The organism is Marivita sp. GX14005, assembly GCF_023370775.1.
Lineage (GTDB): Bacteria > Pseudomonadota > Alphaproteobacteria > Rhodobacterales > Rhodobacteraceae > Marivita.
On sequence record NZ_JAMCCQ010000001.1, the window covers coordinates 1,124,999 to 1,150,283 of the forward strand.

A 25,285-nucleotide genomic window follows, 5' to 3' on the forward strand; every position below is an offset into this window, starting at 1 on the left:
AAATGCCACATGGCTATGCAATGACTGCCAAAGTTTGTTCATAATTGTGGGGTAGTCCCCATACGCTGGAGGGCCGGGGTACGAGTATGACGGAACAAGGAACCGCGCCGGGGTATGGCGCGGAAAGTGACATTGCGATTGTCGGCATGTCTGTCCATGTGCCGGGTGCGCGGTCGGTCACGGAATATTGGCGAAACCTGCGCGACGGCGTTTCCTCGATAAAGCGGCAGAGCGAGGAGAATTTGATCGCCGCCGGTGTGGCCAAAGCGCTGCTGCGTCACCCCGATTATGTTCCCTACGCCGCGCCCCTCGACGGGTTCGATCACTTCGATGCGGAGTTTTTCGGTCTGTCGCCGAAAGATGCGGCCATCATGGATCCGCAGCATCGCCAGTTCCTCGAATGTGCATGGGAGGCGCTGGAAGATGCCGGGCATGTGCCGGGGCGATTTTCCGGCAGGATCGGCGTTTTCGGCGGTTGCGGCATGGGCAGCTATTTCTACGTCAACCTGTGTTCCAACCGCGATCTGGTGGATGAAACCGGGCTGTTCCTTCTGCGCCATACCGGCAATGACAAGGATTTCCTGACCACCCGCGTCAGTCATATCTTCGATCTCGCCGGTCCGTCGATCAGCGTTCAGACAGCCTGTTCCACCTCGCTCGTCGCGGCCCACTACGCCTGCCAGTCGCTGCTGAGCGGCGAGTGCGATATGGCACTGGCCGGAGGCGTGACGATCGAATTGCCGCAGGGGCATGGATATCTATACAAGGAAAACGAAATCCTTTCGCCCGACGGGCAGTGTCACGCCTTCGATCATCGCGCGCAGGGAACGGTGTTCGGCTCGGGCGCCGGGGTTGTCGTGCTGCGGCGGCTGGCCGATGCCGTGGCGGATAACGATCATATCTGGGCTGTCATTAAAGGCGGCGCCGTCAACAACGATGGCGCGGCGAAGGCCGGGTATCTCGCCCCGTCGGTCGAGGGGCAGGCGGCTGCGATCGCCGAAGCACAGGCGATGGCCGGGACGACCTCGGACACTATAGATTATGTCGAGTGCCACGGAACCGGCACCTATCTCGGCGATCCGATCGAGGTGAGCGCGCTCACACAGGCCTTCCGCGAAACCGCGGATCGGATTGGCTATTGCCGGATCGGTTCCGTGAAGACGAATATCGGCCATCTCGATACCGCTGCGGGCGTCGCCAGCCTGGTCAAGGCATCGCTCGCGCTTCACAACCGGCAGATGCCGCCGAGCCTCGGCTTCGAAAAGCCGAACCCGGCAATCGCGTTCGAAACCACGCCCTTCATCGTGAATGACCGGCTGACGGATTGGCCCCGCCGCGATCACCCGCGCCGGGCGGGTGTCAATTCCCTTGGCGTCGGCGGCACGAACGCGCATCTCGTTCTGGAGGAAGCGCCGCCGCGGCCAGCATCCGAACCGAGCGATTGGCCTTTTCAGCTTCTCACCGTTTCGGGCCGGAGTGAGGCCGCGCTGGACGCCAATTGCGAACGTCTTGCCGCGCATCTTCGCGAACATACCGGCCAACCTTTGCCCGACATCGCCTGGACATTGGCCCAAGGGCGGCGTGCTTTCGAAAAACGCCGGATTGTCGTCGCGTCTGACCATGAGGATGCAGCGCGACTGCTCGAGCACAAGGACGCGCGGCGCGTCCATTCCCATTCCGCGCTGAGCGATCCCGACATTGCCTTCCTCTTCCCGGGTGGCGGCGCGCAATATGTCAACATGGCGCGCGATCTTTACGAAACCGAACCCGTTTTCGCCGATTGGATGGATCGCGGGTTCGAGTGCCTCGCCGCCGTGGAAAGCACCGATATCCGCGCGCTCTGGCGTCCTGAACCGGGCCGGGAGGCCGCCGCCGAAAAGGCGCTTCGCAAACCCTCTGTTCAGCTCCCGCTTATCATGATCGTGGAATATGCGCTCGCGCAGCTCTGGATGGGCTGGGGGATCGCGCCATCGGTGCTTGCCGGCCATTCGATGGGTGAAAATACGGCCGCCTGTCTCGCCGGCGTAATGTCGTTCGAGGATTGCGTGGGTCTGGTTCATCTGCGCGGACGCCTGTTCGACAGTGTGAACGAAGGGGGGATGGTGTCTGTGGCGCTTCCCGCGGCGGAGCTGAAACCGATGTTGAGTGATGCTCTCGATCTCGGCGCAATCAATGCGCCCGGGCTCAGCGTGGCGTCGGGGCCGACCGGCGCGTTGGAGGCACTGGAACGCGCTCTGTCCGAGAAAGACGTCGAATTCCAGCGGATTCCCATCGATATTGCGGCTCATTCCCGGATGCTCGATCCAATCCTTGATCGGTTCCGTGACTATCTGCGGTCAATCGATTTGCGCACGCCTCGGATCCCGCTCACGTCGAACCTCACCGGAGAGTTCCTGACCGACGACCAGGCCACCGATCCGGAATACTGGGTCATGCATCTGCGCTCGACGGTGCGTTTTGCGAGTTGCCTTGATACGCTCGCCAGACGAAAGGATCGCATCTATCTTGAAGTCGGCCCGGGAAAGGCATTGTCCGCCCTCGCTCGCCAAAGCGTGGGGATTGCGGCGCAGCAGACCATTTCGAGCCTTCGGCATCCGGACGAGGACATTGAAGACGATCGGCACATGCTCGAAGTGCTTGGCCGCATCTGGGCGCTCGGCGGCGAATTCGACTGGGCACAGATCTGGGGCGATGCGCGGCGCAATCGCGTGCCGCTTCCCAGCTATGCGTTTCAAAGATCGCGCTATTTCATCGAACCGGCCGAACCCCGAATCGAACCGGCCCCGGACTTCCTCACCAGGATAGAGAAACCGGAGGACTGGGGCTGGACCCCGATCTGGAGCCGGAAATACGCCGATACGCCAATCGCGACGATGGATGATCTCGGCGCAATCGATCCCGAAACCTGGCTTGTCTTCATGGATGACGCGGGCCTCGCCCGGCGGGCGGCGGACCGGCTGATCGCGGCGGGGCACACGGTGATCGAACTCTCACCCGGAGACAGCTTCGCCCGGCTTTCGGATCGGCGCTATATCCTTGCTCCCGAGCGGGGGCGCGAAGGCTATGACATGCTGTGCCGCGATCTGCTCTCGCGCGGTCTGGTGCCAAGCCGTATCGCGCATTTCTGGGGGGTGACGCGGGATAGGCGCCACCGTCCGGGATCGAGTTTTTTCCACCGCGTGCAGGAGCAGGGTTTTTATTCGCTTCTTTTCCTGACGCAGGCCATCGCCGATGAAACACTGCCAAAGCCCAAACAGATCACGGTATTCACCACCGGCGCTGCATCTGTTGGTGACGAGCCGCTGGCAGAGCCCGAGAAGGCTGTTATTGCCGGTCCCGCCCGCGTTGCGCCGCGAGAGATACCGGGATTGTCGATCTCGACCCTCGATCTTGCGCTTCCGCCAAAACCCCGCACGCGTTTCTTTGGCCGTTCCGGAGAGAGCGCATACAGCGAGGCGATGGAACGTCTGAACAGGCAGATTCTCGAAGAGATGCTTGCTGCGCCCGGCTCTTCCATCGCCGCGCTTCAGGGGGAGCATCGCTACGAACGCAGATTGCGAGCAACCCGCCTGATCGAACGGGCCGAACCTGCGATCCGACCGGGCGGCGCCTATCTTGTCACCGGCGGGTTTGGCGGAATTGGCATGACCATTGCAAGATCGCTTGCCGCGCATAGATGCAAATTGCATCTGACAAGCCGACAGGCCATGCCGCCGCGATCGGAATGGGACGGCTATCTGCAACGACATGCCCCGCATGACCGGATATCCCGCCGGATCGCGGCCGTTCGCGATCTTGAGGATCGCGGAGCGACGGTGTTCTGCCATGTCGCCGATATCTGCAATCTGACTGAGATGTCCGCGCTTGTCGAAGACGCGAAAGCGCGCCACGGCAGGATTGACGGAGTCATCCATACCGCTGGCGTGATGGAAGATGCGCCGCTCCTTTCCAAGACAACCGCATCGGTGGAGCGCGTTTTTGCCGCCAAGATCCATGGCGCGAAGGTGTTGGGCAAGCTATTCGCGGATGGAGAAACAGATTTCATCGCGCTCTTTTCCTCGTCGTCCACGCATATCGCACCGGCCGGACAGGTCGATTATGTCGCCGCGAACGAATATCTCAACGCGTTCGCTCAATCGCGCAAAGGGGGGCGAACCCGCGTCGTCGCGATCAACTGGGGCATTTGGGCCGATGTAGGAATGGCAGCCGATGCGCTGGCAGATCGGGCTGCGCCGGGAACATTCGAAACGATTGACCAGCCGCTTCTGCACCGAGCGGGTTTCGATCCTGCGGGAAACCGTCTGTTCACCGCGCGGTATTGCGATGATGACTGGTTCATCGACGAGCATCGAACACGCGACGGAGCCGCACTGTTCCCTGGCGCCGCGCATGTCACGCTTGCCGCGCAAGCGCTGAAGACGCAGGAGGATGTGCGCGCGTTCACCATACGTGACATGACGTTCCTGCGCCCGCTACATGTGGGTGATCGGGCGCAGCGCGATGTTCGGGCGCGATTGGAGCGCCGCGATCACGGCTATCACCTTACCGTCAGCGCTGATTGCGAACTCAACGGCCAGAAAGGTTTCGCGCCCCTTGCTACGGCACAGCTCTCCCTGGCGCCCGTGAAGCAGCCCGGCCGGATCGATCCCGCCGCAATCCGGGCACGATGCACGGGGCGGGCTGCCGGCAAAGAGGGCGGCAAACTCGACGCCGCCCAGGAAACGCAACTGCGGTTCGGCGCGCGCTGGAAAGTGCTCGACAGCTATTGCCTGGGAGACGGCGAAGGCCTGGCTGAACTGTCGCTGGGCGAGGTCGCGGCGCAGGACCGCGATTGGCTGATCCATCCCGCGCTGCTCGACATCGCCACCGGATGGGCGATGGAGCTGATAGAAGGCTATCGCGCGGAGCGTTTATGGGTGCCAGTGTCTATCGATACGGTTCACTTGCATCACCCCTTGCCAAACCGGATCGTCAGTTGGGTCCGGTCGGCCGCGCATAACCGGAGTGGTGGCGATACCGCGCGGTTCGATATTACGCTGGCGACCCCCGATGGCGAAGTCTGCATCCAGATCGAAGGATTTACCATCAAACGGCTTGAAGACAGTTCGGTTCTGACTGCGCCGCTTCGCGTAAGCCCGTCGGAGTTCGAACCTGCCGAAGACCAGCGCGCGGAACAGCCTCTCTCCACAGCGGAGCAGCGGTTGCAATACAACCTGAGCCAGGGGATTCCGCCTGGCTTGGGCGCTGATGCCTTCGCGCGCGCGCTTGCGCTCGGCCAGCCCGAAATCGTCGTTTCGTCCCTCGATATCGAGGCGTTGACCGATCAGGCGGACAGGGCAGATGCGCAATCGAGCGTCCACAAGTTCGATCGCCCGAAACTGGAGGGGGCATATGTCGCTCCGCAAAACGATGTGGAACGGAACCTCGTCGCCATCTGGGAAGATCTGCTGGGTGTTCAGAATGTCGGTGTCGAAGACAGTTTTTTCGATCTCGGCGGTCACTCCCTGATCGCGGTTCGACTGTTCGCCCGGATCAGGAAGGTCTACAACGTCGATTTTCCGATTTCCGTTCTCTTCGAAGCCCCGACAATCCGCGCCTGCGCCGAGCTCATCCCGAACGAAAACGAAACTCCGACAAGCGGCGAAGCGCCCCGCAAGCCGCCTGCCCATGAGCGCCGTTTCAAGCATCTGGTCGCAATGCACGATGGCGAAGGCGGTCCACAAACCCCGTTCTTCCTCGTCGCGGGTATGTTCGGAAACGTCCTCAACCTACGCCATCTCGCGCAGCTTCTGGGCACCGAACGGCCGTTCTACGGGCTGCAGGCAAAGGGGCTTTTCGGCGATGAGGAGCCGCACCGTTCGGTCGAAGCGGCCGCGCGCGATTATATCGCCGAGATGATGCAGGTGCAGCCCAAAGGCCCGTATTTCGTTGGCGGATTTTCCGGCGGAGGGATCATCGCCGTCGAAATCGCCCGCCAACTGCGCGCCGGGGGCGCGGAAGTGGCATTGGTCGTTTTGCTGGACACGCCTTTGCCGCGCCGCCGTCCACTGTCTCGATGGGACCGGTTGTTGATCCAGTGGCATGAGTTGCGCCGCAAGGGGGTCGGTTATCCGATCGTCTGGGCGCGCAATCGCCTGCGATGGGAACTTCAGAAGCGCGATTATCCTCAGGACGATCCAGCCGGGCACGGCTTTCACAACGCGCGTATCGAAGCGGCCTTTCTGAAAGCTGTCGAGGCATATGAGGTCGCGCCGCTGGACGGCCGCATCGTTCTTTTCCGGCCGCCGCTCACGGGAACCTGGCGCGTCTCCGCTGGCCGCTGGGTCAATCATGAACGCGCTTACCTTTTCGATGACAACGACTGGGGTCAATACGCGCCACAGATCGAGGTGTTCGAAGTGCCGGGCGACCATGACAGCATGGTGCTGGAGCCGAACGTCCGCGTTCTCGCCAAGCAGTTGCAGGACGTGATCGTCAGAACCGAAGCGGTGATGAACGGGCAGGGCGAAGTGCTGCCCTTCCAATCGTCCGAAGCGGCGGAATAGCCATGACCGATATTGTCGCCGTTATCCTGAATTACAAAACGCCCGATCTTGCGCTCAAGGCAGCGCGTTCCGTTGCCGCCGCGATGGAAGGTTTTGGAGGCGCGATCCTTCTGGTCGACAACGCCTCGGGCGATGGCTCGTTCGAGGCGATGCGCGACGGCGTGGCGCGCGCGAAATGGCCCGCGCATCTTGACCTGCGCGTGCTGCAAACGGGACGGAATGGCGGCTTCGGCGCGGGCAACAATTTCGGCATCCGTGCCGGCTTGGAGACATGCCCCGGCGCGAAGTTCGTCTACCTGCTCAACCCGGATGCGGAGGTGGAGGCGGGCGGCATCGCGGCGCTCGTGAACCATCTTGAAATGCACCCCGAAGCGGCAATCGCGGGAAGCTGGATTTCCGGCGAGGATGGAGGCGACCATTGCAGCGCCTTTCGGTTGCCGTCCCTCGCCTCGGAATTCGAAGCGGCCATTCGCATGGGGCCAGTCACGCGAGTGTTGAAAAATTCTGTTTTGCCGCTTCATGTTCCGGATCGCTCCGGCCCGGTCGGCTGGATCGTCGGCGCATCGATGCTGGTGCGACGGGACGCGTTGGACAGGACTGGCCTGTTCGACGAAACCTTCTTTTTGTATTTCGAGGAAACCGATCTTTGTCTGCGAGCGCAGCGGGCAGGGTTCGAAGTGCATTTCGTTCGCGAGAGCCGTGTGTCGCATATCGGTTCGGTGTCAACCGGGATGGGTTCCTGGGCTCGGACGCCGCCCTATTGGTATCAGAGCCGCTGGTATTACTATTCGAAGAATCACGGGCGCGTTTTTGCGGCGGCGGCTACGCTTCTCAACGTGACGGGAACGCTGCTCTGGCGGCTACGGCGCCGTATTGAAAGACGGCCCAACACCGATGCCCCCCGCTTCCTGCGCGACATGATCGCCCATGATGCCCGCGCCCTTTTCAAACCCACGCCCAATGCCGCAATCCGGTCGATCAGGTCCCCGGCCGAGGCGCGTCTTCAAACCAGCATGGATTGAACCATGACATCACTCGATTGCATCATCATCGGCGATGAGAGCCTGACCTTGCAATGTGCCGAAACGCTGCTTGCACGCAGGCACCGGTTGCGTGCGTTCGTGACGGATAATCCGGATCTTCTGCGCTGGGCCGAAACGCGGGACATACCCGTGCAGCCGCACGGCCCTGATCTGGCGGACGCGCTGGCCGGTTCGCGCGTCGACTGGATTTTGAGCATCGCGAACCTTGCGCTGCTACCGCCCGAGCTTCTGAAGCTGGCGTCCAAGGGGTGCGTCAATTTTCACGATGGCCCTTTGCCGCGCCGGGCCGGGCTGAATGCGCCCGTCTGGGCGCTGATCGATGGGGAGACGATGCACGGTATCACCTGGCATGTGATCGAAAAGGGCGTGGATACAGGCGATATTCTGGTCACGCGCCGGGTCGAGATCACGCCTGACGATACCGCGCTGACGCTCAACGCCAAATGCTATGAAGCCGGGCTCAACAGCTTTCCCGACCTGCTGTCAGAGCTCGAAAACGGCCTTCCCGGGCGCCAGCCACAGGATCTGTCGGCGCGCTCTTACCACGCATTGAAGGACCGGCCGGAGGCGAACGGTCTGCTGGATTTCGCTCGATCCGCTGATACCGCCCTTCGGCTCGTCCGGGCTTTGGATCACGGTCCCTACTGGAATCCCCTGTGCACGCCCAAACTCTTGCTTGGCACGAAGATCGTTCACATCGGTTCGGCCAGGAAACGCGCCAGCAGCGCCGCGCCGGGAACGGTGATCGATCTCGACAGGAACAGTTTGACGGTTGCCTTCGCGGACGGCGCATTGCGGCTATCGGATCTTCGCGGCACGACTGGGCAGGCGATCGATCCGCGCGGGCTTGTTGATCTCGGGCAGCGTCTGAGCGGGCCCGACCAAACGGCGCGAGACAGGATCTCCGAGGTGTTTCGAGGCTTGGCCGGAAAGGATGCGTTTTGGCGCCGGCAACTTGCGCAGGTTCGGCCGGTTGCCCTGCCCCTGAAATCCGGGGGTGGCGCGGGTTTGAAAACCGAACCCCTCGTCGTTCCAGCGGAACATCTTGCCCCGGCTCTTTGCATTCTTGCCGAACACCTGTCGCCAGGCCCCGATGTGGGTCTGGCGTTCACCAACCGTACGATACGGCAGTCCGAAACGTACGGTTTGGCCGCCGACTGGGTTCCGGTTCGGGCGGATCACTTGCAGGACGGCTGGCCGGAAATCCGGACGGGGTTCGCCGCCGATCTCATCGTTCGCGATCCTGCGCTTCATTCCTTCGAAACGCCCGCGCTCGGCCTATCCGACGATGCCGGTGCGATCTGCGAATGTGCGATTACGGTCGAGCGCAAGGAAGGCCATATCGTCGCGCATATCGATGAAAGTCGCGTTTCGACCGAGTTCGCGGAGATCGTGCTGCGCCGTCTTCGCTGGATCGCCGATCAGTTGGCGGACGGAAAACGCCCCGATGCGATCGATCCGCTGCCGCCGGGCGAACGCCGGAAAGTGATCGAGACGTGCAATGCGACCGAGCGCGCGATCGATGGCCCGCAGACGATGCACGCGGCCTTTGAGGCGCAGGTTGCAAAAACGCCGAACGCCGTCGCGCTCGTTCATCAAAATATGGCGCTGAGCTATGCTGCGTTGAACGAACGGGCCAATCGGATTGCGCATGTGCTGCGCGATCTGGGGGTCGCGCCCGAAGAGATCGTCGGCCTGCATTGCCGCCGCGAGCCAGACATGATCGCCGCCGCGCTGGGCGTGCTCAAGGCCGGCGCGGCCTACCTGCCACTCGATCCGGATTATCCTGCGGATCGGTTGGCGCACTACCTCAAGGACAGCGGCGCGCGCATCGTTCTGACGCAAAGCGGGATCGAACATGATCTTTCCGTAGACATTGCGGAGCGTATCAGTCTCGACCGCGATTCCCGGTTGCAAAATGCGGCGACCGGCGATCCGATCACCGAAGCCAGCGACGAAAATCTTGCCTATGTGATCTACACCTCGGGGTCCACCGGAACGCCAAAGGGCGTGATGGTGGAGCATCGCAACGTGATGAATTTCTATGCCGCGATGGATGACGTCGTCCAGCCTGAGCCGGAGGCGGCGTGGCTCGCGCTGACAAGCCCAAGCTTCGATATCTCTGTGCTCGAACTGTTCTACACCATGGCGCGGGGGATCAAGGTTGTCCTGTCAGATTCCAACCAGCGCGACACGCTCTCGCGCCGCGCGGTGCGACAGGCTGGCACGGGAATGGAGTTTTCGATCTACTATTGGGGAAATGACGACGGCATTGGGCGCGACAAATATCGCCTGCTGCTCGACGGGGCGCGGTTTGCCGACGAAAACGGGTTCTGCGCCGTCTGGACGCCCGAACGTCATTTCCACGCGTTCGGCGGCCCCTATCCCAATCCGTCCGTCACCGGGGCGGCGGTCGCGAGCGTGACACGGAATATCGGGGTGCGCGCGGGTAGCTGCGTCGCGCCGCTGCATCATCCGGCGCGGATCGCGGAGGAATGGGCGGTGATCGACAATCTGACCAACGGGCGCGCCGGGATCGGCCTCGCGAGCGGTTGGCAGCCCGACGATTTCATCCTCCGCCCCGAGAACACACCGCCCGCCAACAAGCCCGCGATGTTTGATACGCTGGCGACGATCCGCAAACTTTGGCGCGGGGAGCCGGTGGCGTTTCCGCGCGGTGACGGAACGATGCACGAGGTGATCACCCAGCCGCGCCCGGTTTCGCCGGAACTGCCGGTCTGGGTAACGATCGCCGGCAATCCCGAAACCTGGCGCGAGGCAGGGCGGCACGGCGCGCATGTGCTTACGCATCTTCTGGGCCAGTCGATCGCTGAGGTCGAGCAAAAGATCGGCCTTTATCGCCAGTCGCTCCGCGATGCCGGGCATGATCCTGACGCGTTCAAGGTTACGTTGATGCTGCACACCTGCCTTGCCGAAACGCGCGAGGCTGCACGCGATCTCGCGCGAGAACCGATGAAGGCATATCTTCGCTCGGCCGCCGGGCTCATCAAGGAATATGCCTGGACCTTCCCGGCCTTCAAGAAGCCCGAAGGCGTCAAATCCGCGTTCGAACTCGACCTCGGTGATTTGGGAGAAGATGAGCTCGACAGTATCCTCGAATTCGCGTTCGAGCGGTATTTCAACGAAAGCGGTCTGTTCGGAACGATCGAAGACGCTCTTGCACGAACGCAGCAACTCAAGCGGATCGGCGTATCGGAGATTGCCTGCCTGATCGATTACGGCATCCCTGCCGATCAGGTTCTGGACGGGCTGAAACCTCTGGCCGAAGTCGTGCGCCTGTCCAGAACGGAAGAACGGGAAGAGACCGATTTTTCACTTGCCGCCATGCTGGAACGACACAAAATCACTCATCTTCAATGCACGCCCTCCATGGCGCGGATGATCCTGATGGACGACGATACGCGCACGAGACTTCGCGGTGTGAAGCATATCATGCTCGGGGGGGAGGCTTTGCCCGGCACGCTTGTCGCCGATCTGGCCGAAGTCACCGATGCAAGCCTTTCGAACATGTATGGGCCGACGGAGACGACGATCTGGTCCTCCTGCTGCGAAGCCGATGCGTCGGAACAGGTGGTCAGTATCGGCAGGCCCATCGTCAACACGCAGCTTTACGTCCTGAACGATGCGATGGCGCCCTTGGGCTTCGGCGAAAAAGGCGAGCTGTGGATCGGCGGCGCCGGGGTCGTGCGCGGCTATCTCCATCGGGAGGGCCTGACATCCGAGAGGTTCAGGCCCAATCCCTTCGGGGCGGGGCGGATTTATCGCACCGGCGATCTGGTGCAGCGCGAGACAGATGGATCGCTGAACTTCCTCGGCCGCGCTGACACGCAGATCAAGCTACGCGGATATCGGATCGAACTGGGGGAGATCGAAACGGAGTTGCGGAAATCGGAAGGGATTACCGATGCGGTGGTTCTGGCCCGCGAGGATGTGCCCGGCGATATGCGACTGGTCGCTTATATAACAGGGCAGGGCGAGATCGATCCGCAATCGCTTCGCACGGCGCTGGCGGCCCGCTTGCCTGACCATATGGTGCCGGCGCGGTTCGTGATGCTGGATCGGTTCCCGATGACCCCGAACCAGAAGATCGACCGCGCCGCGCTCCCCGCGCCCGGTGCGGTTCCCGTTCGAAAAGCGCCTGTCGAAACCGCGCCCGTGGCAGATGGGATCGCTGACGCGGATCTTCGCTCGCAGGTCGCCGATGTCTGGTCCGAAGTGCTTGGCGTGCCAGATATCCCACCGGATGCGAATTTCTTCGCTTTGGGCGGGCATTCCCTGCTCGCTGTGCAGGCGCATCGCATCCTGAAAAGCCGGCTCGATCTCGAACAACTTTCGATCACCGACATTTTCCAGTTCCCGACTCTTCAGGCTTTGTCCGACAAGATCGCCCGGTTCGGAGCGCGCCCGGAAGCGCAAAAGGTTGCCCGGATCGAGGAGGCATCGCCGAAAGATCGTGCCCGGCAGCGCGCCGATGCCATGGCCCGCCGCAGGGCGATGCGGGCACGGCGCCCGGCCTGACCGGCAATGCGTCTTTTCGCAAGTCTCGTCGTTGTCGTGGCGCTGGGCCTGAGCGCACTTTGGCTGCGCGCGCCCGACCGGCTGGCGGCGGAAGAGATGGCGGCCCGGTATCAGAAGCCGCTTCCCGCGCCGGGCGGGCCGCTCGATGTGTTTCACCTCGGCCATTCGCTCGTCGGGCGTGACATGCCGGCGATGCTGGCGCAACTGGCGGGGCACGATCACGCATCGCAATTGGGATGGGGCACGCCGCTCAAGGCGCATTGGGAAGACAGCCTGCCGATCGAGGGCTTTGCCACGGAAAACGCGCATCCCCACTATCGCGACGCGCGGGAGGCGCTCGAAAGCGGTGCGTTCGATGCGTTCGTTCTGACTGAGATGGTCGAGATCGAAGCTGCAATCGAGTATTTCGAGGCACCGGACTACCTTGAAAGATGGGTCGGTCTTGCCCGCGCGGGCAACACCGATATGCGCATTTATCTATTCGAGACCTGGCATGCGCTCGACGATCCGCAAGGCTGGCTGACGCGGCTCGACACCGATCCGGCACGATATTGGGAAGGTGTGCTGCTGGCGCGGGCTTTGGCGAATGAAGCGTCCGGCGCGATTCACGTGATCCCGGCGGGGCGCGTTCTGGCGGAGTTCGTGCGACGGATCGAGGGGATCGGCGGGTTGGACGGTGTTCAAAGCCGCTCCGATCTGTTCGCGCGGCTCGACGATGGCTCTGTCGATCCGCTGCATCTCAACGATCTTGGCGCGTATCTGATCGCGTTGACCCATTACGCCGTGCTGTATCACCGCTCGCCCGAAGGTCTGCCAAGGCAGCTTCGGCGCGCCGATGGTACGCTTGCCGATGCGCCGGGGCCAGCTGTGGCGAGCCTGATGCAGCGCACGGCCTGGGACGTGGTGCGTGAATTGTCCGTCACCGGCCTGCCCTAGCCGGGCGGGAAACGCAGTGTTTCCGAACATATGCGGCAATTTCATGGCAATTAAGGCAAGGCTTGCCTAAATTGTGGCCTGTCTATGGCGCAGCGTTTCTGCGCCGTTCAGGGTGGGGGCCTTGGATTGGAGCCGGTAAATGCTGTATTTTCAATCGCTCGATGAGGTGCTTTCCGCGCTGAAACGCCGAATCTGGTTGATTGTCGCGATCACGCTTATCGGCTGCGTCGTTTCGGTGGTCGTCGCGTTGCTGCGCGAGCCCGTCTACAACGCCATAGCGGTTGTTCAGATCGAGGATGCGCAGGTCGCCGGCACCAATACAAGTGCAGGCGCGATTGCCGAATCCCGCGCGAGCCTCGATGCGCGGCGCACGGTGCGGCTGATCGAACAGCGCGTGATGTCGCGCGGCGCGCTTTTCGAAATCATGGACACGCATGGCTTGTTCAACGACGATCCGGCGATGACCCCCATCGACCGGCTGACGGCCATGCGCGAGTCGGTGAGCATTGAGGCGATCTTGGCCGGCGAGGCTTGGCAGCCGAACCAGTCCGTGTCGGGAATGGTGATCGAGGTCAATCTCAACGATCCTCAAAAGGCCGCCGCGGTCGCGAATGATCTGTTGGGTCGCGTGATGGCCGAAGCGCGGGCGCGCAGCGTGGATCGCGCGCAGTTCGAGCTTGAGTTCTTTGATACGGAAGAGGCGCGGATCCGTGAACAGATCGCTGCGGCCGAGGCTGAAATCGCTGAATTCAAAAGCGCGTCGGCCGATGTGCTTCCGGCAAATATCGCCGTGCTACAAGGGGAATTGACCACGCTGAACACGTCTTTGCTGACGCTGCGACAGCAGATCCTGAGCCTTGAATCCAACAGCAGCCGCGTGCGCCCCGAAGCGCTGGCGCGGCAGGTCGGTGTTCTTGAGGATCAGATCGCGCTGATCGAGGCGCGTATCGCCGAAATAAACGCGATGCTCGCACGCGCGCCATCGGTGGAGCGCGAACTCGCGGCGCTGGAGCGCGAGCTATCGCGGTTGAACGAACAATTCACCGTCATCGCGCGCCGCAAGGCCGATGCTCAGATGAGCCAGAGTCTCGAACAGCAGAGGCAACTGGCGCGGTTCGAAGTGCTGGAACGGGCGATTGAGCCGGTTTATCCGATCTCGCGCAGCAAACGATCCATTGCGATGCTCGGCGGGGTCGCGAGCCTTCTGGTCGCCATCGGCATCGCGTTCCTGCTTGAAATCCGGAACCCGCCGATCCGCAATGCCGCGCAGATGGAGCGTGCGCTGGGCGTGCGGCCAGTGATCACCGTGCCGCATCTCGGCCCCGTGCGCAGCGTTCGGGGAACGGGCAAGGATCGGCGTTCGAAGTTCGGCTGGGGCGTGATCCTCGCCCTTCTGGCGGGATTGCTCGCTCTCATCGCCAAACCGCTTGGCGAGCTTGGCGGGATGAATTTCTCGCCGCGCAACGCTCAATAGGCGTAATCGCCAAGTTCGGGCTGATCGGCCATGTTCAGCACGACGCCGAGCAGGGGCACCGTTTCGCCAAGCCGTCTTTCGGTTTCCTTGATATCGTTGGCGCGCGTCTTGCCCCCGCCGGCCACGATAAGAAGCGCGTCGAAATGCGGCCGCATCGCGAGAACATCATCGTTTACGAGCGCCGGCGGCAGATCGAACAGCATCACATCGGGTTCCAGCAAAGCCTCGATCTTCTTCAGCGCGAGTTCGGTCGCCGGATCCTGCAAGAGTTCGGCCGCGTAAGGTTCGGCGAGCCCATTGAAGCCGATGGCGACATGCGCGCCTGCCGAAATGTCGTTCGGAGCAAATCCCTGCAGATGCCGCACGGGAGAAATGTCGCCGCGCAGCATGTCGGACATAACGCCGGGGTCGCGGACGCCGAAAATGCGGTGCAGCGCCGGGTTGCGCATGTCCAGATCAAGCAGGACGGTCCTGCATCGTTCCTGACGCGACAGGCTGATGGCGAGGTTTGCGGCCGTGAATGTCTTGCCGCACCCCTTGGTGGGCGAGGTGATCGCAACGCGCCGCCAGCCGTTTTCGGCAAGCGCCTGCAACATGCGCGTGCGCAGGATGTCGAACCGGGTATGCGCGGGATCGTCCCGTAGCGCTGTGACGATATGCTGCTTCGCAAGGCGCGGAATGTCGAGGGTGAACCGGTCCAGCGAGTGCCAGAGCGCTTCGCTATCGGGCAGAGGTTCGGGCGCGGGCGGTTTTGCCAGGACCAAGGGCTTCGAAGGATGTTTTGTCTTTGGCGCCGCCGCGGGTTTTGGCGCGCTCGCGCTGTCACGCTCGGGCGCGCGTTCGGGCATCGCCTCACGACGTTTGCGGCGCTGGAACTTGCGCTTTTCGGTCATGTTTCACCTGCTCGGCGCATAGGGAGCTTTCCGATTTTCATCGCGCATAAGGGCAGCGTTTATCCCTAGTGACACCCCAATCTGTCAAAAATACGTCCGTTTCTGGGGGATTGTTGAGGCCGCACGGTCAGAATCCAAAGAGGTTCGCCTTTCCGATCGCCTTTTCGATGAAGGCGGATTTGTCCGTTTCCGGGCGCCAGCCCAACTCACGTTTCGGCTTGTCGTTCACGAAAGCCGATAGATGCGCGCGGCTCTTCCAATCGACAAGGGAGGGACGGCTCAGGCCTGTGCGCCCAAGCACGCGGGTTTTCAACTGATGTTTGATCGCATCGGCGGCCCAGAACATCGTCAGGTTTCCGGGGCTGACCCTGATCCGCGCACCGAGCGCGGTGTGGATCGCATCGAAATAGCCTCTGGCGGACAGCATCGGCTCCCCGATCAGGTTATAGCTTTCGCCGTCGATGCCGGGCGTTTCTCCCACCAGGATCAATCCTTCGGCAACATCGTCGATCAACACGAAGGGCAGGATGTTGAGCCCATTGCCCCAGATCCGCACCGCGCCGGCCCCGTGCCATCGCCCGATGCCCCAATGTTGCAGTGGCCCGCCCGGCCCGACGACGATCCCCGGCCGAGCGATGACGAGGGGCAAGCCCTCTTGCCGGTGCATATCCAGCAAACGCCTTTCACATTCCGCTTTCGAGCGCGCGTAGAGATTGCGGTCGCTCATGTCGTCGGCAAAGCCCGTGTCTTCGGTGATCCGGCCCCGGGGGTCCGACATATCGTAGCTGGCAATCGTGCCGGTGTAGACGAGTCGCTTGACGCCGGCGCTCCGGCACGCCTCGGCGATACGCACGGCCACGCCGACATCATGTTCGAGCGCATCCTGCCACGTGCCTTCAAGCGAGCGGGCGAGGTTATAGACCACATCGATCCCCTGCATCGCATCCGCAAGCGCGGACTTGTCGTAGAGCGAAACGCCCACGGTCTCGACTTCGTCGGGCAGGTCGGGGAACGGGCCGGACGCGCCGCGGCTGAGCACACGCACGTCCTGCCCCTTGGCCACAAGCGCACGCGTGAGAGCGCGCCCGATGAAGCCCGTGCCGCCGATCACCATCGCCGTCGGTTTGGGGTTTCGCGTTTCGGGCTTTGGCCGTGCCGGCTGCAGATCCCTTGCTGGAACGTGCGACAGGATCCGATCGAGCGCATCCATCACCTCGACCGCGCTTTCGCCCGAAAAACGCCGGTCGGGCGGCGTGCCTTCGCGCAGGCTTTGGTAAATCGTTTGCGTCATCCCCCGGAAGCTTTGCGCGTAGGGGGATTTGCGGTTGAGCGAGAGGGTCTGGACAGCTGTATTGCGCAGCCCCTCGCGCAGATGTTGCCAGCTTTGGTCGAGCCGCCTGCGCAGCGGGTTCAGGACCAGATCGGAGGCGTTTTCCCGTTCGACCGTCAGTGTATCTGCAGCGAAATCGAGCCGCGCGCGCCCCGACGATCCTCTGACGGTGAGCGACCTGTCGTCGATGATCTCCACCGTCGAGATCGTGAGCGTCAGATCGACGCCTCCGGCCTGCGCCATGATGCGCCAGGTTTGCTGGCGCGTGTCATCGCCGGGCAGATCGACCGGCTTCGAGAGGTGAACCGCCTCTATCTCCGGCGGGCCGAACAGATCGACGACGAAGCCGGCGAGATGCGGCCCGAGTTCCAGCAGGAGGTTTTTTGGCTCGCGAAGTGGCCAAATGCCGTAGGGTCCGGAGCGCAGCGGGGCAAAGGGCAGACACCAATGCACCTCGGCACTCGACACGCGCCCGAGATCGCCCTGGCTCAGCATCGACCGAAGCCGGCGGTAGGCGGACAGGCCCATGAAGTTGTGCCCGGCATGGAACCGCACGCCGTTTTCTTCGGCTGCGGCGAGCATCTCTGCCGCTTCTGAGCAGGAGGTCGCAACGGGCTTTTCAACAAGAACATGCAGACCCGCGCGCAGGCATCGCAGTGTAATCGCATGGTGCAGCTGCGGCGGCGTGAGGATATGCGCGGCATCGCACAGGCCGGCATCGAGCAGATCGCCCAGGTCCGTAAAGGCAGGCACACCCAGCCGCCGCGACAACCCCTCGGCGGCGGGCTTCGACGGGTCGCAAACTGCCGCGATTTCCACCCCGTCGGTGGCGCGCAGCGCGTCGGCGTGCCAATCGGCGATATAGCCTGCGCCGATGAGGGCGACCCGCATTTTGGAAGATGCCATCCGCTTTGGCCCCCTATTTATACTCGATTATTTCCATTTGCGCATGGCGCAGCCGCCGCCAGTGATAGCGTATCATCCCGATCACGTTGGGAAATTTCGATAGTGTCAGAAAAACCGCGTGGTGCATCGCCTCACGCGGCGGCAATCCTTCTCGCCGCAGCCCAAGCGCAGCCTTCAGATAGGACAGCAGGTATATCGCCAGCACCAGGAGAGGAAGCCAAAGCGAGACGAAAGTGCCGAGAACGGCGGTGATCGGCAGGATCAGTCCGAAAAGCCAGCCGCGCAAGCGTTCGCGTCTGAAATACTCAGGATGAAGCGCGCCGACCTGCGCAAAACCATGCCCTGTTCGCTCTGCCCGCTTCCACCATTGGGAGAACCGAAACGCGTTGCCGTCATGCTGCGCCATTGGCGCCGTGATGCGAACCAGCCGCCAGCCCGCCTTGCGCAGACGGTTGCAGATCTCATCGTCCTCCGCCGCGATTACCTGTGGGTCGAACCCGCCGACAGCGTCGAAGGCGGCGGCGCGCAGCATCATGTTGCCGCCGCAGGTCTCGATCTCTCCAACCGGGCGTTTCCACTCGAAATCGGACATCTGGCTATAGACCGTCGTATTGCGGTGAAGCTCCGCCTGCTGGCCGGTGACAAGGCCAAGGCCGTCATCGTCCCGCATCGCGGCTTCGGCCTGCCGGAGCCAGTCTGGCGCCATGATGCAATCACCGTCGAGGAACTGGACCATCTCGGCCCGGTCACCATGGCGTCCGAGCGCGGCATAGCCCTCATTGCGCGCGCGGGCGGCGGTGAAGGGAACGGTCATGTCGAGCGCCACCACTTCGGCCCCTGCCGTGCGAGCGGCCTCCACGCTGTTATCGGTCGATCCGCTATCGACATAGACGACACGCCGCGCCTGCGGCATGACGGAGGCGAGCGAGGCAACGAGCCGCGCGCCTTCGTTGCGCCCGATGAGAACGACATCGACACTCATGCGCTCTTCTCACAATCGGGGCGCAGTCCGGGGCAGGTGCCGTTTTCCGCATATCGGTAAATCAGCGTCGAGAGCCATTGCGCCTCGCGGCGCGCGTCGAATTCCGCCAGAACCTTGGCGCGACCGGCGGTGCCATAGGCCGCACGCCGTTCGGCATTGCCCAATAGATCTTTCAAGGCATCGACAAACGCGTTCTCGTCACCCGGCGCAACAAGCCGTCCGCTCACGCCGTCCTCGACCAGCTCCGGTATCCCGGCGATGCGCGTCGCCAGCACCGGAAGACCGGCGGCCATTGCCTCCATCAGCACGACGGGCACGCCTTCGGCAAAGCTCGGCAATGCAAAGATATCCGCAGCCGCAAGCGCTTCAGCGACCTCCGATTGTGAACGGTAGCCGAGGAACGCGATCCGTTCGTCCAGGCCACGCCGCGCCACCTCCGCCTCGAGCGCGACGCGGTCGGGTCCGTCGCCGATGATGTCGAGTTGAAGATCGGGGTAGGAATCGGCCAGCCGGGCGACCGCTTCGAGCAGGATCGGCAGGCCCTTGACCGGTGCGAGGCGACCGACGAACAGGATCGTCATACCATTTCGCGGGCGCGGTTCATAACGCTCGGGATCGACACCGCAATGCACGATATGGAAGCGATCCCAATGCCGTGCATCGGTGAAACACATGAGTTGGGAGCGGCAGAACTGGCTGATACATGCCACGAATGAGGCGCGCGCGGCCTTTTCGTCGATCCGCCAATGCAGTGGTTCGAAGAAGATATCCGGTCCGTGAATGGTAAAGCTCCACCTGATCCCGGAAAGCGCGCCGGCCAGCATCGCCACGGTGCAGGACGCTTTCGCTATATGGTTGTGCAGATGCGTAACGCCCTCGTCATCGAGATGCGCGGCCAGCACGCCGGCCTCTACGAAATAGATCAGGTTGTAAAGCCTCCCGCGCAGGCCCTTGGGCGAGGTCGTCCATGTCAACCGAAGCGCCGAAAGGTAACGGCGCGGCGTTCGCATCCACCGCGCATGGGCTTTCAAGACGCTCAGCGGATTGCGCGCAGCCGCGAGAACCTTGAACGTGCGCACGTGTTCGCGTCTTTGTTCATCCCCGACCAGGTGTTCCGCCCCGGTGGTTCGGATGGAGCAGGTCAGCACGTCGTGTCCCAGTGCACGCAAATGCGCAACTTCGCGTTGGATGAAGGTATCGCTCGCGCGCGGGTATTCTCCGGTTAGATAGGCGAGTTTCGGAAGGCTCACGAACGTCCTCCCCAGTCAGGTGCGGGATTCGGCCAGTCGCGCGACGCTGCGGGGGTCGTCATGCGAAATCGCATCGGAACGGCGCGATGGCGCAAAACGTCCTTGCGCAGCAAACCCGGACGGGCCTTCCAGAGACCGGCAACCATTCCGGCACCGCGCAAAAGCTGCCAGGGCAGCGGGAATACGATCCGAGGCCAACCATCCTTCTGCATGTTGGAGATCACCTGATCGCGGGTCGGCAAAACCCTGTCGAGCACGGCGTAGCATCCGCTTGTCCGCGCCAGTGCCGCCTGCACCAACGCCGCCGCACATCGGTCGACATGGCACATCGGTAGCCGATCGTTTGCGCCGTAGCGAAGCAGCGCAGGGCCGACAGCCGGCCCAAGATGCGCGTTCATCAGCCGCCCGGTATCATAGACAATGCCGGGTCGCAGGATCGCAAGGCTATCCAAAGGTGCGGCCCGCGCCATGTTCTCTTGCGCGAGTTTCGCGCCGGAATAGGCATCGCGTGGGAAAACGGGATCGACGAGAGGGCAATCGTCGCTCAATGCGCCGCCGGGCGGGATTCTCGCAGTGTCAAAAACGGCAATGGAACTTGCGAGCGTCAGATGCCCTACATGCGCGTCTTCCATCGCGCCGAGGAGCGCGCGCGTGCTGCCCAGGGTCAGGCTTTCATGCGCGGCAGCGTCGTTCGACATGGCGGCCGCGAGATGTATGACCGCGTCGCAGCCCGCCATAGCCTCAGTGAGCCTTTCGCGCGCGTCTGGCGCCGTCAGATCAATCGGTGCATGGCTTATATGCTGCCGGCTTTCGCCGACCATTCGCTGAACCGCAACGACCTCGCAACCGACGACCATTGCGGCGGCAACCGTTCGGCTTCCGATAAAGCCGGACGCACCGGTGATCAGGAGTCGCTTCACATCGCCCATGACATCGGCTCCATCGGATCGCAGCGCGTTGTCATGCGCTGCGCACCGGTCATATCGCCCGCGTTCTGTATGGCGAGGGTCACTTCCGTCATGTGCAACGCGAATTCGCTCGACAAGCGCGAGGGCCGTCCATCGCGCAACGCCTCCAGCATCTCGGCCGGGCCAAGCATGAAGTTCATCGCCGCTGCGCCCCAGCGCGCGACCTTCGGATGGGTGGGTTGCGGCAGCCGAATGCGCTTTGGCAAAGGCGACTCGAGCAGCCTGCGGCGGATTGTGAGGCGCTTTGCAAAGCGCACTTTCGCGCCATTGTCCCAAGCCGCGTTGCAGGACAGAACGCCCTTGTCTCCGACGATACGGATACGATGATCATGCGGCGCCACGATCGAGCAGGTCAGCCGGGTGACCGGGCCGTTTTCGAAAAACAGCGTCGCGGTTGCGAAATCGGGTGCGAATGGCCCCGTGCCTTCCTTGTGAGGTATGGTTTGCGCCGAGGCTGCGGTGACGCTGCGCACCGATCCGAACCATGAGATCAACCAGCCGAGGTAATAGCCGGCATGCTCCAGCGTGCAGCCCGTGCGGAACTCGTCCTCGAAGGGCCAAGGCGCGCCGGTCTCGGACAGCCATTGGCGGTAAGCAGCCTGCGGCACGAAACCGTCATCGAGTTCAGCGTAGATCAGACGCGGCGTTCCCGCGATCCCCGTGCGCAGCGCATATCCCATCGTTTGCGCCGCTTCGCCGAGAACGCTGCAGGGTGCCGAAGCCAGCATCAGTCGTGCCGCCTTTGCCTCTCTGCAGAGCGTCTTGGCGTCGTCGAGATCGAGGGCCAGCGGTTTTTCGGAATAGACATGGCAACCGGCCTTCAGACAGGCCATGTTGACGTCGAAATGGGAGGCCGGATTGGTCAGGTTGAGAACGATTCCATCCGGCGGATGGGCGTTCAGCAGTTCGTCGAGGCCGGCGGCGCGCGGCACGTTCCAATAGTCGCAGAACCGGGCCAGCCGCTCGGCATCGCGATCGAACACCCGCGCCACGGTGAGCCCCTCCATCGCCCGAAGCGAGCGCATGTAGAGATCGGCGACGAAACCGCAACCGATGATCGACACCACGCCCATCTCAGGCCACCCCCGTCAGAGGGCGGCCGCTTCGGGACAATCGACTGGCGGCAGGTTTCGGAATCACCGGGCTTCTCTGTGCATATTCTGGCGTGTTTGACCGGACAATAATGGTGACAATTCGACAAATCCCGAAAATCTCAGGCCAATTCGGCGGTTTGCTGCGAATTGTCTTGAATTTGCAGCGCTCTCGTCGCGATTTGGTCCCATGCGTGGCCAAAACTTCAAAAATTCTCAACGAACGAGGCCGTTGATGCGTTTCTGGGGCGATGGGTACGATCTGCGGGTCAATGTCACGGATTGGAGCGAGCTGGAGCGGTCTGTCGCCGCCCGGCTTGCGGCGGGCCGAGGGTTCTGCCTCGCGACGCTCAATCTCGATCACCTCGTCAAGCTGCGAAGCGATGTGTCGTTCCGAAAGGCCTATGCCGCGCAGGATCTGATTACCGCCGATGGCAATCCGGTCGTCTGGCTGTCGCGCCTTGCAGCGCGGCCCGTCGAACTGATCCCCGGATCGGACGCGATTTTGCCGCTTGTTCGTATCGCGGCGGCTCAAAACAAGAGGATTGCCCTTGTCGGCAGCACCGATACGGCGCTGGCCGCTGCCAGGGATTTTCTGGAATCCCGGATTCCCGGCGCGTGCGTGGTTGCCGCGATCTCGCCGGCGATGGGGTTCGACCCGGAGGGAGAGGATGCCGAACAGCTGATCGAAGCCCTGCAAGACGCCGAAGCCGATTTGGTTTTTATTGCGCTGGGCGCACCGAAACAGGAGGTTTTTGCCGCTCATGCGGCGCGCAGGCTCCCGCGCGCGGGATTCGCCTCCATCGGCGCCGGGCTCGATTTCTTCGCCGGGCATCAACGGCGCGCGCCGCGTTGGGTTCGGGCAACTGCAATGGAGTGGCTGTGGCGCGCGCTATCGCAACCGACGCGGCTGGTGCCCCGCTATGCCAGATGTTTCGCGATCCTGCCCGCAGAAACTCTGCATGCGCTTAGGCTGAGATTCGCGCAAGATGAAGCGAAAGAAAATCCGGTTCAGTCCAATGAGTGAACACGCCCGCCTGCGGCGATGGCATCTTCGCGATCATGCGTGACGAGCAAAACCGGCAACCCCTTCGCCCGCGCCCGCTCGAATACGAGCTCGCGGATCTGTGCACGGCGCTGCGCGTCGAGACGCGAAAAGGGTTCATCCAATAGTAACGCCTTGGGTTCAGAAAGAAGCATGCGCATCAGCGCGATTCGTGCCTTTTGGCCGCCGGAAAGCGTCGCTGGATCGCGATTGGCGAAACCCGACAGGCCGATATCGTCCAATGCGTGTTCAATTTGCTCCCGCCGCCGGGCCCGGGGGAGGCGTGTCGTGTCAAGGCCGAAGGCAAGGTTTTCGCCGACAGACAGATGAGGAAAAAGAAGATCGTCCTGCAGCAGGATACCGATGCGCCGATATTCGGGGCTGGTTTCGGTGATGTCCGTTCCGTCCAAAAGAACACGCCCTTGCGCCGCGAAACTCGGATCGAGGCTGCCGATGAGAAAAGAAAGGAGCGTCGATTTCCCCGAACCGGACGGCCCCATAACGGTAAGGGTTTCGCCGGGACCGACATGGGTGTCGATTTCGACAAGCTTTCGCGTGCCGTGCCGTATAGCCACCCGCTCCAGTGTCAGCCCGGCTCTAGACATGGCGCAGCCCCCGTCGATTGCGCCAGAGAATGGCCGGAACGAAGATCGCGATGGCGAAGGGCAGAAATGCAGCGCCCGTCTGGGTGAGGGCATAGACCGCAATCACCCGTCTGTCGCCGCCGGAGGCGAGCGCGACCGCTTCGGTTGTCAGCGTCTGGACGCGCCCGGCGCCCGCCAGAAGGGTGGGAAGGAATTGCCCGACGGACACCGCGAAGCCGACAGCGGCGGCGGTCAGGATGGGTCGCAGTAGTATCGGCAAGCGCACGCGCCATAAAACCCCGTCCGGCGACGCGCCCAACGCGCGCGCGACCAACCCGTATCGCATATCCCAAGAGCGGAACGGATCGCCGAGGGACAGGAAAACGTATGGAAGGACAAAGATAATGTGAACGAAAATGACTGATGTCCGACCCGCGTCAAGGCCGGTGAAGATCGCAAGTGTCTGGAGGCCGGAAAGAAAGGCGATCTGAGGCACGATCAGCGGCAGATACAAGAGCAACAACGCGCGCGTACTCGGCTTTATCCCGTGCCGCTCTTCGGCTTCGAGACAGGCGAGCGTGAGAAACAGCGCCACGGCAGTTGCGATCGCGGCAATCAGGAGCGTTTCCGTGATGGCAGGCCAGAGACCCGTCGCATGTCGCATCCAAGTGCGCGCCGTGAAACTGTCTGGCAGAGCGTTCGGAAAGCTCCAGAAGCCGGCAACAGACCAGATCAAAAGACCAAGAAGCCCGAAGACAATCGCAGCCGCGACCAAGATTGCGGCAAGAAGCGAGGCGGCTTTCAAAGCCCCGGTCGCGCCACCACGCGATCCCGCACGGACCCACGCGCGGCCAATCCGCGCGGCGAGCCATTCAAGCGTGCGCCAGCAAAGCAGGGCAAGAACGACAAGCGCAAGTTGCCAGACCGCACCGGCGGAGGCCAGAAACCGCATCGAAAGATCGGGATCGTTCATCCATTTCAGGATCTGCACGGCAAGCGGCGGCGGTGTCGTCGGTCCGAGGATCAGCGCGACATCGATCACCGTCATGGAAAACGCCAGAACGGCGTAAATCGGCAATCGGATCTGGCCGTAAACCAGCGGGAAGACGGTCTTGAACCAGCCGGTCACCGGCGCATAGCCCAGCGCGTTCGAGATGCGCCGCGTTTGATCCGCGCGGATCTGGCTCAAGGCTGCGAGGGTCATCAACAGCAGGAAGGGGATTTCCTTGACCACCAATCCCGCGGTGAGCGAGATGCCGAATGGGTCCTGCAGGACGAGCAAATCGGGTGGCCGCACCCATCCGCTCAGCCAAGGTGAAACGATGCGCGCCATCCACCCCGAAGGTGCGATCAGAAACGCCAGCCCGAATGCGGCGGCGGCGTGCGGCACGGCCAAAAGCGGCGACAAGGCGCGTTCGATGGCGCGAAACGCGCGCGTGCCGCTCCACGCGGCGCAGATCAGTGCAACGATGAAAAGCGACAGGCCCGTTGCGGCGAAACCGGTCGTCAGGCTGAGGAGGCTGGCACGGCCGATTCCCGGAGTGTTCGCAAGATCCCGAAAGGGATCGAGGGTCAGCGCGGTTCCGCCCAGCGCCGGCAGGTAGCCGAAGGCCGGACCGAGGGTTCCGAGCAGACCGGCCAGCACAGGGACAAGCATGACCGCAAGCGTCGCGAGCGGCGCCCAATGCAACAGCGCCGG

Annotated in this window: 14 protein-coding genes; 6 read left to right on the top strand and 8 right to left on the bottom strand. The window is 62.7% G+C overall.

Translation table 11 applies throughout. The features are described 5' to 3' along the window. Nucleotides 1–86 precede the first annotated feature (86 nt). The 5 genes from M3465_RS05605 (at nt 87) to M3465_RS05625 (ending at nt 14,537) form a co-directional block, all read left to right on the top strand. Nucleotides 87–6,545, top strand: a complete 6,459-nt coding sequence (locus M3465_RS05605; RefSeq protein WP_249500714.1) for a type I polyketide synthase — start codon at nt 87–89, stop codon at nt 6,543–6,545. Nucleotides 6,546–6,547: 2 nt separating this feature from the next. After that, a complete protein-coding gene (locus M3465_RS05610; RefSeq protein ID WP_249500715.1) occupies nt 6,548–7,567 on the top strand; it encodes a glycosyltransferase family 2 protein in 1,020 nt (339 codons plus the stop codon). 3 nt (nt 7,568–7,570) lie between these two features. Beyond that, nucleotides 7,571–12,127 carry a MupA/Atu3671 family FMN-dependent luciferase-like monooxygenase gene (locus M3465_RS05615; protein ID WP_249500716.1) on the top strand — a complete coding sequence of 1,519 codons (4,557 nt, stop codon included), beginning with the start codon at nt 7,571–7,573 and terminating at the stop codon, nt 12,125–12,127. 6 nt (nt 12,128–12,133) lie between these two features. Beyond that, nucleotides 12,134–13,063, top strand: coding sequence for a hypothetical protein (locus M3465_RS05620; protein WP_249500717.1), 930 nt, complete (start codon nt 12,134–12,136; stop codon nt 13,061–13,063). Nucleotides 13,064–13,202: 139 nt separating this feature from the next. Further along, entirely contained in the window at nt 13,203–14,537 is a 1,335-nt protein-coding gene (locus tag M3465_RS05625; protein WP_249500718.1) for a Wzz/FepE/Etk N-terminal domain-containing protein, read from the top strand. Here M3465_RS05625 and M3465_RS05630 read toward each other — a convergent pair. From M3465_RS05630 to M3465_RS05655, 6 genes are all read right to left on the bottom strand, one after another. Beyond that, nucleotides 14,531–15,430 (bottom strand): CpsD/CapB family tyrosine-protein kinase, encoded by a 900-nt coding sequence (locus M3465_RS05630; protein ID WP_249500719.1) that lies wholly within the window; start codon nt 15,428–15,430, stop codon nt 14,531–14,533. The two genes, M3465_RS05625 and M3465_RS05630, sit on opposite strands and share 7 nt — an antisense overlap. Nucleotides 15,431–15,557: 127 nt before the next feature. Then, nucleotides 15,558–17,666: an NAD-dependent epimerase/dehydratase family protein gene (locus M3465_RS05635; RefSeq protein ID WP_249500720.1), complete on the bottom strand. Its 2,109-nt coding sequence runs from the start codon at nt 17,664–17,666 to the stop codon at nt 15,558–15,560. A gap of 13 nt (nt 17,667–17,679) precedes the next feature. Continuing rightward, complete coding sequence (locus M3465_RS05640; protein ID WP_249500721.1) at nt 17,680–18,648, bottom strand: glycosyltransferase family 2 protein; 969 nt, start codon at nt 18,646–18,648, stop codon at nt 17,680–17,682. After that, nucleotides 18,645–19,898, bottom strand: coding sequence for a glycosyltransferase (locus tag M3465_RS05645; protein ID WP_249500722.1), 1,254 nt, complete (start codon nt 19,896–19,898; stop codon nt 18,645–18,647). Before M3465_RS05645 ends, M3465_RS05640 begins: the two co-directional genes overlap by 4 nt. Then, complete coding sequence (locus M3465_RS05650) at nt 19,895–20,827, bottom strand: NAD-dependent epimerase/dehydratase family protein (RefSeq protein WP_249500723.1); 933 nt, start codon at nt 20,825–20,827, stop codon at nt 19,895–19,897. Before M3465_RS05650 ends, M3465_RS05645 begins: the two co-directional genes overlap by 4 nt. Next, the gene (locus tag M3465_RS05655; protein WP_249500724.1) at nt 20,815–21,939 is read right to left on the bottom strand and encodes a Gfo/Idh/MocA family protein; all 1,125 of its coding nucleotides are present in this window, start codon (nt 21,937–21,939) and stop codon (nt 20,815–20,817) included. The genes M3465_RS05650 and M3465_RS05655 overlap by 13 nt, the downstream gene beginning before the upstream one ends. Before the next feature lie 253 nt (nt 21,940–22,192). Here M3465_RS05655 and M3465_RS05660 point away from each other — a divergent pair, with 253 nt between their 5' ends. Further along, the gene (locus M3465_RS05660; protein ID WP_249500725.1) at nt 22,193–22,984 is read left to right on the top strand and encodes a WecB/TagA/CpsF family glycosyltransferase; all 792 of its coding nucleotides are present in this window, start codon (nt 22,193–22,195) and stop codon (nt 22,982–22,984) included. On the opposite strand, the gene M3465_RS05665 is transcribed toward M3465_RS05660, so the two are convergent. Together M3465_RS05665 and M3465_RS05670 are read right to left on the bottom strand one after the other, a co-directional pair. After that, a complete protein-coding gene (locus tag M3465_RS05665; protein WP_249500726.1) occupies nt 22,969–23,607 on the bottom strand; it encodes an ATP-binding cassette domain-containing protein in 639 nt (212 codons plus the stop codon). The two genes, M3465_RS05660 and M3465_RS05665, sit on opposite strands and share 16 nt — an antisense overlap. Further along, complete coding sequence (locus tag M3465_RS05670; protein ID WP_249500869.1) at nt 23,600–25,243, bottom strand: ABC transporter permease; 1,644 nt, start codon at nt 25,241–25,243, stop codon at nt 23,600–23,602. The genes M3465_RS05665 and M3465_RS05670 overlap by 8 nt, the downstream gene beginning before the upstream one ends. Nucleotides 25,244–25,285: the final 42 nt, after the last annotated feature.

Bases quoted from the DNA above. Each gene is read 5' to 3' on its own strand.
- M3465_RS05605 (WP_249500714.1), top strand. From the start codon at position 87: ATGACGGAACAAGGAACCGCGCCGGGGTATGGCGCGGAAAGTGACATT.
- M3465_RS05610 (WP_249500715.1), top strand. From the start codon at position 6,548: ATGACCGATATTGTCGCCGTTATCCTGAATTACAAAACGCCCGATCTT.
- M3465_RS05615 (WP_249500716.1), top strand. From the start codon at position 7,571: ATGACATCACTCGATTGCATCATCATCGGCGATGAGAGCCTGACCTTG.
- M3465_RS05620 (WP_249500717.1), top strand. From the start codon at position 12,134: ATGCGTCTTTTCGCAAGTCTCGTCGTTGTCGTGGCGCTGGGCCTGAGC.
- M3465_RS05625 (WP_249500718.1), top strand. From the start codon at position 13,203: ATGCTGTATTTTCAATCGCTCGATGAGGTGCTTTCCGCGCTGAAACGC.
- M3465_RS05630 (WP_249500719.1), bottom strand. From the start codon at position 15,430: ATGACCGAAAAGCGCAAGTTCCAGCGCCGCAAACGTCGTGAGGCGATG.
- M3465_RS05635 (WP_249500720.1), bottom strand. From the start codon at position 17,666: ATGGCATCTTCCAAAATGCGGGTCGCCCTCATCGGCGCAGGCTATATC.
- M3465_RS05640 (WP_249500721.1), bottom strand. From the start codon at position 18,648: ATGAGTGTCGATGTCGTTCTCATCGGGCGCAACGAAGGCGCGCGGCTC.
- M3465_RS05650 (WP_249500723.1), bottom strand. From the start codon at position 20,827: ATGGGCGATGTGAAGCGACTCCTGATCACCGGTGCGTCCGGCTTTATC.
- M3465_RS05655 (WP_249500724.1), bottom strand. From the start codon at position 21,939: ATGGGCGTGGTGTCGATCATCGGTTGCGGTTTCGTCGCCGATCTCTAC.
- M3465_RS05660 (WP_249500725.1), top strand. From the start codon at position 22,193: ATGCGTTTCTGGGGCGATGGGTACGATCTGCGGGTCAATGTCACGGAT.
- M3465_RS05665 (WP_249500726.1), bottom strand. From the start codon at position 23,607: ATGTCTAGAGCCGGGCTGACACTGGAGCGGGTGGCTATACGGCACGGC.
- M3465_RS05670 (WP_249500869.1), bottom strand. From the start codon at position 25,243: ATGCTTGTCCCTGTGCTGGCCGGTCTGCTCGGAACCCTCGGTCCGGCC.